This window comes from Bacteroidota bacterium, assembly GCA_039111535.1.
GTDB lineage: Bacteria > Bacteroidota > Rhodothermia > Rhodothermales > JAHQVL01 > JBCCIM01.
The window spans coordinates 18,626-28,983 of the sequence record JBCCIM010000064.1 but is presented as its reverse complement, the minus strand read 5'-3'; the positions used below and the strand labels follow the sequence as shown (position 1 = coordinate 28,983).

Sequence of the window (10,358 nt, the reverse complement as noted above, 5' to 3'; positions counted from 1 at the left end):
AAATTCCTTGTTCGGTGTCAGGGGTGTTCAGAAAAAATAGTAGCTGTCAAAGTTCAGTTCGTTATTAGCAATTTAGTGTGCTGGACGTCCACCAAATGCGCGGCGATGTGCGAGGGAATTTTATTCAGGAAAACGCTTCGATAAAAGTCCCTCGCACATCGCCGCGCATTTGGTGGACGTCCAGCACACTAAATTGCTAATAACGAACTGAACTTTGACAGCTACTATTTTTTCTGAACACCCCTGACACCGAACAAGGAATTTTGAATGTCGAAGTTTGCATTCCTTCAACGCTTGTTCGCGTGGCTGAAGTCGTCGATGAACTCGTCTACAGACGCGATGGCTGATTCTGCGATCATATCGAGGTTGTCATACGATACCAGCCCGACAGCCCCGGTGTCCCAGGTACAGACAACCATGGTGGTTTTCTTCTTCTTTTGCTTTTCGAGCGTGGCACGCTGGTAGAACTGGAGGCTTGTAGAAAACGGGACCAGGCCCTTTTCCATTTCGATCATGTTGATATGCAGGTACAGGTAGGGCTCTATAGGTTGGTCGAGCACTTCGGTTGGTTCAATGACCTGCAAGCCGGCGTTACGCAACTGTTGCTTAACCCGCTGATTAATCGCAGACGCATTTAATTTCTCGTCGGATGTCAAGCCGACACTTCCTTCGATATCAACCTGCACATAAAATCCCCGAATATCTTTTAGCGACTGACGCGATGTTTCGGTGCCCAGTTGTGCCCAAGCCGTAGTTGAGATGCAACAGGCAAACAGCAGCGAAAAAAAAGTTTTCATAGTGGTCGTCGTAGTTAGGGATTAGGTCTTATCTCGATATTCAGTTTGTGTTTATCCCCACATCGGAAAAACGAATGATATAAGGCCAAAAACCTTCAACCAGTAACCTGCAACTTTCAACAACGTGCATATGAATCCGTAGGATTTATATGCGCGCACTTAATGACCTATCGCTCTTCCATCGTAACTGCGGGAATCTGCTGCACCGTAATAAAGCCCTTCGTCGTAGTCGATGTAAATGCCCATTGCTCGACCCATCGATGTTCTGAAGCTGATGGAATGCCCGCGTGCTTCATAGAGTTTTTTGGTGTCAGGCGACAAGGCGTATTCTTCAACCCTCGTTTCATCGGGTAGCCACTGGTGATGAAATCTGCCGGCTTCGATGGCTCTGGCAACCGACATGTCGTGGTCGATAACATTCAAAATTACCTGTAAAACAGTGTTAATAATGGTTCGCCCACCCGGTGTACCTATGATCAGAACAGGCTTGCCGTCTTTGGCCACAATGGTTGGTGTCATGCTGGATAGCATACGTTTTTGTGGCGCGACGAGGTTGGGGGGAGTTCCGATGAGGCCTTTGGTTGTTGTCCGGCCGGGGATAGGGTTGAAGTCGCCCATTTCATTGTTCAGCAGGAAGCCGGCGCCATCTACAACCATCTTTGATCCGTAGCTGTGTTCGAGGGTGTAGGTGAGCGATACAGCGTTACCGTCTTTGTCCACCACCGAGAAGTGTGTGGTTTCTTCACTCTCATGATAAGGGTCGCTAAACAACGTTGGGTCGCTTACTGATGCCTGATCCATGTTGATGGTGGCACGTAACGCAGCTGCGTAGTCTTTTGAGGTGAGGCGCTCAATGGGCATGTCGGCGTTGAACGTGGGGTCACCAATATGCAACGCACGATCTGCATAAGCCCGGCGCATGGCTTCCGTGAGCACGTGCACGTAGCTGGCGGAATTGTGGCCCAGTGCTTTCAGGTCATACCCTTCCAGAATATTGAGCATTTCAACGAGCGCGACGCCACCAGAGCTAGGAGGTGCCATTGCGTATACATCGTAGCCGCGATAGGTGCCGTGGATAAGCGCCTGCTCTTCGGCTTCATAAAGTGCGAGGTCTTCTTCTGTGATCAGGCCATCATTGGCACGCATAAATTGTGCAAAAAGGCGCGCCGTTTCGCCTTTGTAGAATCCATCTTTGCCTGCTTCCTGGATGCGCTCCAGGGTTTTGGCGAGGTCCGGCTGCTTCCAGATTTCTCCCGGTTCATACATTTCATTACCGGGTTTCAGGAAAACTTTATTGGTTGAAGGGTAGGTCCTTGGTGCGCGCGCCAGCCGGCGCAGAAATCCTTGCATCGCCCAAGTGGAAGGCATACCTTCTGCCGCCAACTTCACTGCGGGAGACACCAGTTCTGCCCATGGTTTGCTACCCAGTCGTTCGTGCGCCAATGCAAGGCCGGCAACCGTGCCGGGGACACCAACAGACAAGGCGCCTTCGTGGTTGGAATTTTGGTGTATTTCTCCGCGTCGATTCAGAAACATCGTCTCTGTAGCAGCGAGTGGCGCCTTTTCTCTGAAATTGAACGACGTGGTGTAGCCGTCTGCACCGTGGTATACAAGAAATCCACCGCCGCCGATGTTTCCGGCAGATGGGAGGGTAACGGCAAGCGCAAAGGCTGTCGCAATGGCTGCGTCAACCGCGTTGCCACCATTTTTTAGTACTTCATTTCCAACTTCTGAAGCAAGGTAATGGCTGCTCACCACCATGCCGCTATCCGCGGGGACGGGTATGCGGCCCTGCTGTGCAACTGCGGGGATAGATATAAAAAGGACAAGAAAGGAAAGCGTAATATACCTGAGCATAATGTTTAATCAGGGATTGTATACGTATACTGAAAAATGGCGATGTAGTCGCAGTAGGTCAGGGCAAATAAATAAGGCAAAAAACTTTCAACCTTTAACCTGCAACAGTAAACAAATAAACCAGGCAGGGTTTATTTGTTTAAATTTAGAAGTACTGCCCTACGCCGAGTACAAATCCGCGTGTCGAGGCATCCGATGTATTGATACCGTAATCGAGTCGCAGTGAAAAATTGTAGATTCGACGGAGGTGTAGCCTGCCGCCACCGCCAGCAAAAGATACAATATTTTGCCGTTCGAACATGGTACTTAATGGGGCATTGCCAGGGCGCCATGCAGAGGCGTCCAGGAAAGCAACGGCTTCGAGGGCCCACGACGCTCGTTCGTAGATTGTCTGGCGGTGTTCAATATTTACAGTAAGCTCGGAGGTCCCTCGCGCAACACGGTTGCCCGAGCCGCGGACGTTGAGATAACTATCAAGTACAAAGGGCACAAAAGGGGAGTCGTCGTTGCTCGATATGCCGGCAACAATGCGAATAGCCGGGTTGGCATGTTTGCCGATATGCCAATAAAATCGCCAGTCGTTAAACCATTTCCAAAATTTGTCACCGTTGGTGATGGTTTCAACGTACTCCAGCGTTGTTTGTAAGACGTGCCCTTCTATGTGGTGGAAGAAGTAGTTTAGGTTTCGATGTTTGAGTGATGTTTTAAGAAAGTACTTGTCAAAGACTGTTCGGCGAGGAAAAGTGAACGTGGCGCCTTCTCGAAGAATGTACGTTTCGTTCAGGTAGCCGCCGCCGCCTTCCAGGATCAAGGCACGTTGATTTGCCGGATCGCGGAAGATTTCGTAACGCAGCAGGGCTGTGGCTTCCCAACGGTTTACGTCAAAATCAAGCGTGGTATCGCTAAAGTAAGCCGGCTCTTCGGTGGCCTGTCTGCCTACGATATAGGAGAGACCCAATCGCTCGCTAAACAGGTAGGGCATCATGGAGAAGAGTTTTATCGAGTGGCGGTCGTAGTACTGGTAATAGCCACCAAAGAATCCACCCTGGCCGAGCCAGTTGAAATCGTTCATTCCGATTTGCAGCCAGAAATTGTCGGTGATGCCGCCAAAGTTGGTGATAGGCAGTCGGGTGATCAACTCTGTTACGTCAAAAACAAGCGTGGTTTTGCCATCTTGCTGCACCAGCCGGCTTTCTACCGAAGAAAAAAGCTGAAGATTTCGGATCGACTGCTCGTCCGTTTCTGCGGTGGTCGGATCGAATGGTTGGCCCACCCGGGACTGCAAAAATCGTTTGACAAACGATACCCGGGTTTTTTTCAAACCTTGAAAAGAAATTTGCTCAATTGTTTCCTGGGCAAATCCTGTTTGCGGAAGCAAGATAAATAAGCAGCAGAGGCCCGAAAGGCACCCCTTGATCCAGGGTTTCAAAGGAATTAAAGACGATTAGCGAACATATCGGAATCCGAAATTGTACGTCTGCCCGGCGCCTTTATTGTAGCCAAAGGGGAAAATTGTGGCAAGCGTCTCAATTTCAAAGCGGGGCGTGACCTGAAACTTGACACCAGCACCCACTTGCGTATACAAGGTACTGAAAAGTGACGCATCTTGCTCTAGCGAAGAAGGTGTAAACTCGGTCAGGCCGTATACTGTCAACCGATCGTTTACAAAGTAGTTCAGAATACCTTTGAAAGGAAAGATAAATTCGTTGTTTGCGTTTTCGGAGGCCGAGTCATTTCTGAAGAAAACACCACCTTCGAGATAGAGGAGTAGCGCTTCATTAAAGGGCAGGTCGTAGAAAGCCTGTGCCCATAACTGTGTGTCGTCGTAATCGAGGAAGGGCCGGCCGCTCTGGGAGCCTTCGAGATCGGATGTCAACGGCAGATACAGCGCAACCTGTGCTGCCAGATTGGGGACGTTTTTGAGCGGGTTAAATTTTATTTTTGGTGCAAGCGCGGCCAGGGCAGCGTTTGCGTTGTTGTTGGTTGAGAATTGTAGCACGGAAAGTGGTGAACTCCCCGGATCTCCTACGCGCACAGCTTTCGGATAAAGATCCAGGCCAAGATTAAGCCGCTCGGTGATGCCAACCTGGAACGAAATAATACTCGTAAAAAACGTCCATCGGTCCGTATCAACGCGCGAACCGCCATCATCAAAAAAAGCTGTTTGGGTGTAGAGGTTGTTGAACACTTTGACGTCAACCTGCCCCGGTACCAGCAGGGTAGAGGGCGTTAATGCCTGCAGGTTCTGGCCCTGCAGCAACGTATTGCCTGGGTCCGTCTCCAATACATCAAGGCTGCCCGTCATACCTTTTGTTTTGTCGTCGTTCAAGGTCCAGTCGTATTTGATAAAACCAACCTTGATATTCTCCGGCAAGGAGTCTTTGCGGTACTGGTTGAGATACCCTACGACCGAAAGCCCGTCTTTTGTGAAGTCGTCTGTGTACCAGGAAAATAATTCTGAGACATCAACGCGGCTGCCATCGGATGATACGTTTACGTAGAATTCGGAATTCAGGGTGTGTTTGGTACGGGTATCGAGCTGGGTTTCGAGGATGTCACCCCGGTAAGCATCTTCAACAAGGAGCGGGCACCCGAGGGCGGCACACACCAGTACAAAGTGGAGGCGCGCGTCTGGGTATTTTACATACAAGTCACCTTTTTCCAGTTCATCCAGGGTTTGCGACTTGCCGCTTACCTGAAATTTGTCGCGGTCGAAGAACCCGTTTTCCGCTGTTGGGGAGGCTGTGGGATAGTGGTCGATGATGTTTTTGATGACCAGTACATTGTAAGCATTGATCATATACGCTTTTTCATCGGCCGCAGAGAGGCTTGTCCGGTCGAGGATTGCAATTTGCGCAAGCAGGGCATCCAGTTCAGCCGGCTTGTCTTTGATCACCCCATAGGCCACCAGTCCGTTATCAACGTATTTGCTCATAAAAGCATCTACGTCATCGTAAAAGGCATTGATAGACTGTGCCTGACTTATCTGGCTGGTAAACAGCAGGATAACTACGGTAGTGAACAGAAATTGTACGCGTTGGGCTAAAGTTTTCATGGTTTATATGTGTATACGGAAAACTACTCCGTGGTAAAGGTTCGTTCTGCAATCAGATTTACCCAGTTGTCACTGCTGACCGTCATAAGGGTAAATCGGTAGGTTTCTCCAAGATCCAGTGCCGGCGCCGGAGAAACATCACGAATGTTTAAAACCACGTTATCCAAATTGTAAAATGTGAATGTCTTGTCAAAGGTATACGTGCCAGAGATCAGGTTGCCGTTACGGTCGGAGATAACCTGGAAGTAAATTACATCCAGCGGGTTGTCGTGTGCTGGCCAGCGGAAGGTGGGCGTTGTACCGTTTATATCAACGAGTACTTTGCTGCTGTCGTAAGTTGTTGGCAGTACGGGATATTTAAGCCGAATTGCATTCGAAACGTGCAAGCTATCCTGCGTTTCATATACCACACGGGCCCATTTTTCCGTATTCAGCGGCACATTCATAAAGCGGCGCAGGTACCCGTTGAAAAGGGGCCGATCTTCCAATTGGACCTCAGTGTAGTGTGATAAATCAGCGGGGTCCATGTTGATGTCTTCGGTTTCGAAATACCGAAAATTCTGCGCGCCATTAATCGGATAATAATAGACAGATATTGGCGTTCCGGGTTGCGTGACCGTATCCTGGTCGCCGCCGCCGGCGCAGGCAATCAATTGGTCGGAAAACGGTAGCGATGATTCTCCTACAAATGCCAGCAAATTTACGGGCTCCGGAGGCGTGTTGGTGCTGTCACATCCCCAGGCTATACAAGCGATGGTGCATAGTATTATTTGGCGCAAGTAGTTATTTTTCAAAATTTTAGGACTTAGGTAGCGGGGAGGGTATGTATTTTTTATGCATACACCGCCGTCGTGTTGCCAAATCAGCAAGCGCTTCGTGTCGAAGCAACAATCCTGGGTTTATCCGTAAAGCAAGTTTTCTATACAACAAATATACCCATGACTACAGAGGAGTTGACCACAGGGTTTGAAGAAATTCGAGCGCAATTGCGTGGTTACTTGTTGCGAATGACCACCAGTTCGCGCGACGCAGACGACCTTGTTCAGGATACCTACTTGAAAGCCCATAAAGGACTTGCCGGTTTTCGTGGCGAATCAAGCCTCAAAACGTGGCTCTTTACCATTGCATCCAATGTAGCTAAGGATCATCTGCGGGCCCAGCAACGATGGCCGGAAAACGTAACCGATATTTGCAAAGAGGCTGCAATGCAAAACCGGCAGTTCTTTCAGGAAGCGATGCAAATCCGCGCTACGTCGCCGCAGGGTAATTTCGAGATCAAGGAGCACATCGCTTTTTGCTATACCTGTGTGTCTCGGTCGTTGCCGCTCGAACAGCAGATTTGTTTGTGGCTCAAAGAAGTATATGGGTTCAAAGTGGGCGAAATCGCCGGCATCATGTCGCAAACGGAAGCGATGGTGAAGTATTACCTGCATACCGGACGCGGGAAAATGATTGACGTGTTTGATGGCCGGTGCTCGCTGATCAACAAAGCCGGCGTGTGTCACCAGTGCACCGAACTGAATGGCATTTTTAATCCAGATCAAAAGCAAGCCGAGGAAGTCGCGAAAATCAAAATGGCGCGCGATGCAGAGAAGGAGGATAAAGCACATTTATTCGACCTGCGCATGCAAATTTTGCAAGAGCTGGATCCCTTTGAGTCGGGTGCGGCAGAACTACAATTACACCACCTTGAGCACAACCGGCAAGTGATGGAAGCCTCTCTGAAAAAAAAATAAGCAAAATCCTATCGTTTTATTGCTGCCGATCGTCCACATAATAAAAGGACGTATTTCGCAATCTCAAAGCAAACAGAACATGCAAACTCAAACTCCACCATTGCAGGAAGGTGTTGCGCAAACAACCAAAACAACTTTTACCAGAACTACCGCTGTTCAAACGCTAATTCATGCCGATCCTACGATCATCTGGGCCCTGCTTACTAATGCCTCTGATTTTAATCGTTGGAATTCAACTGTCGTATCTATCGAAGGGCAGATACGCCTCGGCGAGACCATCAAGCTCAAGTCCACGCTGGATGAAAAAAGAACGTTTAAGTTAAAAGTAAAGGGCTTCACGTCTGAACAACAGCTGGTATGGGGAGATGGTCAGGGAGAACGTGTGTATACACTTGAGCCAGTTGACGCTAACACCATCCGTTTTTCTATGACCGAGCGTATTGGGGGGCTCATGTTTCCGCTTTATGGCCGCTTCATTCCATCGTTTGATGCAAGCTTTGAACAATTTGCTGCTGATCTGAAAGCAGAAGCTGAACACATTCAACAATCCCAGGGATGAGGCCCCAATGCTATGTCCAAGCATCCAATTGAGAAAAGAGGAAAAGAAAATCCCTGGCAATTAAAAACGCCACCACTATCATCTGGCTACGAGATGTATGTTGATGAAAAAGATGGGATAGAGCGGCTGGTATGCACCGTTGGGAAGACGATACTGTATTATGATTTCCGGTGTATTGCTGATCTGTATGCCATGTTAGATGCACATGCAGACTGGATTTTGTTGGGCAGTAAAGACGAAAAGCAGGAAGCAAAACCGGGTACGGTTGAGCATTGGGCGCGTTCTGACGAAAATCCAATTGGTGGTTGGTATGGTCTGCGAAAGGGCTACCGCGGGCGTTTTGCAATGTACATTCCGCCGCTTATGGAGTTACTTGGGCTGGCTGAGGTAGAGCATAACAAGCGCAATAACCGGATGCGGGCAGCGTAATTGTTTTTTTGTGTTGGAACACGTAAAGAGTGGTTCAGGTACCAGACAAGGTCATATTCACGATGTTGTCATTGTGATTTCTTTTGCCTGTAGGACCCCGCTGACATGCGTATTCCTCTAAAAGACAAGCTGAAGCAGAATGTCGATTTTCAGAGTGCTGCTCACGAGTCATCGCTTGCGTTGATGGTTGCTGCAGTGCATGTGCGCCGACAATCCGACACGATCTTCAAGAAGTATGAGTTGAATTTCAACTACTACAACGTGTTGCGCATTTTGCGTGGGGCAACAGATGAGGGTTACCCACGGTGCGACATTATCGAGCGCATGATTGACCCCGCCCCTGACGTGACGCGGCTGATGGACCAGCTTGTGAACAAGGGATGGGTACGGCGCGAACGGTCGGAGCAGGATCGCCGGCAGAGCTTGCACTGGATTACGGAAGCCGGTCGGGAGCTTCTCGGGAAAATTGACGCAGAGATTGATGCGCTGAACGTTCGTTTTGCCGAGCATCTTGGTGCAGAAGACATGGCCCATCTCATCCGGATTGCCGAAAAAATCTATACCCACGATCCCGCTGATGCCTGACGCTGCCTTATGGGGCAAATGTCCGCATCACTTCATCGAGGGTGTGCGCAACGTGTTTGGCATTGCTCATATTGAACTGCAAGGGGGGTTTGATTTTGATCACGTTATGTAAAGGGCCATCTGTACTGAGGAGTATGCCGCGCTCTTTCATTTGCTCAACAATCAGTGCGGCTTCCGTGTCGGCCGGCTCAAGCGTTTCGTGATCACGTACCAATTCGACACCCAGGAAAAGTCCCCGTCCCCGTACGTCGCCGATAAGTGCGTGCTTCTCTTTTAAGGCGCTCAACTGCTTTTTCAAGCTTTTGCCTACCTGCCAGGCCTGTTGTTGTAATCCTTCATTGGCGATTACATCCAACACCGCCAGTCCCACGGCGCAGGATACTGGATTGCCGCCAAAAGTATTGAAATACTCCATGCCGTTGGCGAAGGCATTGGCGATAGCTGGCGTTGTTATCACTGCAGCCATTGGATGGCCATTGCCAATGGGTTTACCCATGGTCACTATGTCGGGTATCACATTTTGTGTTTCGAATGCCCAGAAATGACTGCCAACACGACCAAACCCTACTTGCACTTCGTCTGCAATACACAGACCGCCTGCTGCCCGGACGTGTTCATAGGCGGCAGCGAGGTATCCGGAAGGGAATTCCACCTGCCCACCGCAGCCGGCAAGTGACTCTGCGATAAAAGCGCCGGGCCGGCGCCCTGCCGTCGCGAGTTGTTGAATGGCTTCTGCAACGTGGCCGGCGTATTTGGAGGCACTATCGGGGTCGTCGTATTTGTAGGGGCCCCGGTACCCATCTGGTAGCATGACCTTTGTGACATGATCGCGTTGTACATAGCCTCCTTTGCCTTCATATTTATAAGGGCTGATGTCTACCGTTGCACCTGTATTGCCGTGATAAGCCGCATCAAGTACGAGCAATTCGCGGCTTTCTGTATACGTGCTGGCAAGGCGTAGGGCCAGTTCGTTGGCTTCGCTGCCCGAGCACACCAGAAAGCAAACAGAAAGTGGATCCGGAAACATGCTGGCAAGCCGGCGCGCGTAAAGGGCGAGGTTTTCGTGTAGATACCGCGTATTGGTATTAAGCACTTCCATTTGTTGCTGGCCAGCGCGGACGACGTGGGGATGGCAGTGCCCAACATGGCATACATTGTTGACACAGTCCAGGAATTGCCGACCGTCTTTATTGTAGAGGTACTGCTGCTCTCCCCGTACAATTTCAAGCGGTGTGTTGTATGAGGTGCTGAGGGATTTGCCGAGGTGCTTGCTGCGGACCTGAAGAATTTCTTCCCTGTTCATGCTTGTGCTTTTTGACGCCATTGAGCTGCCGTGCGTA

10 protein-coding genes are annotated in these 10,358 nt (G+C 49.8%); 4 read left to right on the top strand and 6 right to left on the bottom strand.

The window, feature by feature from the left end; genetic code table 11:
- Positions 1-287: 287 nt before the first annotated feature.
- The 5 genes from AAF564_11830 to AAF564_11810 all read right to left on the bottom strand — a co-directional run bounded on the left by AAF564_11830 (position 288) and on the right by AAF564_11810 (position 6,488).
- On the bottom strand, positions 288-797 hold the full coding sequence (locus AAF564_11830; GenBank protein ID MEM8486231.1) for a hypothetical protein: 510 nt from the start codon (positions 795-797) through the stop codon (positions 288-290).
- Between the two features lie 159 nt (positions 798-956).
- Positions 957-2,654 (bottom strand): gamma-glutamyltransferase, encoded by a 1,698-nt coding sequence (ggt, locus tag AAF564_11825; protein ID MEM8486230.1) that lies wholly within the window; start codon positions 2,652-2,654, stop codon positions 957-959.
- A gap of 145 nt (positions 2,655-2,799) precedes the next feature.
- Positions 2,800-4,032: a POTRA domain-containing protein gene (locus AAF564_11820; GenBank protein MEM8486229.1), complete on the bottom strand. Its 1,233-nt coding sequence runs from the start codon at positions 4,030-4,032 to the stop codon at positions 2,800-2,802.
- Between the two features lie 66 nt (positions 4,033-4,098).
- Complete coding sequence (locus AAF564_11815; GenBank protein MEM8486228.1) at positions 4,099-5,709, bottom strand: DUF547 domain-containing protein; 1,611 nt, start codon at positions 5,707-5,709, stop codon at positions 4,099-4,101.
- 23 nt (positions 5,710-5,732) lie between these two features.
- Positions 5,733-6,488 (bottom strand): hypothetical protein, encoded by a 756-nt coding sequence (locus AAF564_11810; GenBank protein MEM8486227.1) that lies wholly within the window; start codon positions 6,486-6,488, stop codon positions 5,733-5,735.
- A gap of 159 nt (positions 6,489-6,647) precedes the next feature.
- Between AAF564_11810 and AAF564_11805 the strand changes: the two genes are divergently transcribed.
- The 4 genes from AAF564_11805 to AAF564_11790 all read left to right on the top strand — a co-directional run bounded on the left by AAF564_11805 (position 6,648) and on the right by AAF564_11790 (position 9,018).
- Positions 6,648-7,445 (top strand): RNA polymerase sigma factor, encoded by a 798-nt coding sequence (locus AAF564_11805; GenBank protein ID MEM8486226.1) that lies wholly within the window; start codon positions 6,648-6,650, stop codon positions 7,443-7,445.
- 79 nt (positions 7,446-7,524) lie between these two features.
- Complete coding sequence (locus AAF564_11800) at positions 7,525-8,004, top strand: SRPBCC domain-containing protein (GenBank protein ID MEM8486225.1); 480 nt, start codon at positions 7,525-7,527, stop codon at positions 8,002-8,004.
- A gap of 12 nt (positions 8,005-8,016) precedes the next feature.
- Positions 8,017-8,433: a DUF6855 family protein gene (locus AAF564_11795; protein MEM8486224.1), complete on the top strand. Its 417-nt coding sequence runs from the start codon at positions 8,017-8,019 to the stop codon at positions 8,431-8,433.
- A gap of 105 nt (positions 8,434-8,538) precedes the next feature.
- The gene (locus AAF564_11790) at positions 8,539-9,018 is read left to right on the top strand and encodes a MarR family transcriptional regulator (protein MEM8486223.1); all 480 of its coding nucleotides are present in this window, start codon (positions 8,539-8,541) and stop codon (positions 9,016-9,018) included.
- Between the two features lie 7 nt (positions 9,019-9,025).
- Here AAF564_11790 and AAF564_11785 read toward each other — a convergent pair whose 3' ends face one another.
- On the bottom strand, positions 9,026-10,342 hold the full coding sequence (locus tag AAF564_11785; protein ID MEM8486222.1) for an aminotransferase class III-fold pyridoxal phosphate-dependent enzyme: 1,317 nt from the start codon (positions 10,340-10,342) through the stop codon (positions 9,026-9,028).
- Positions 10,343-10,358: the final 16 nt, after the last annotated feature.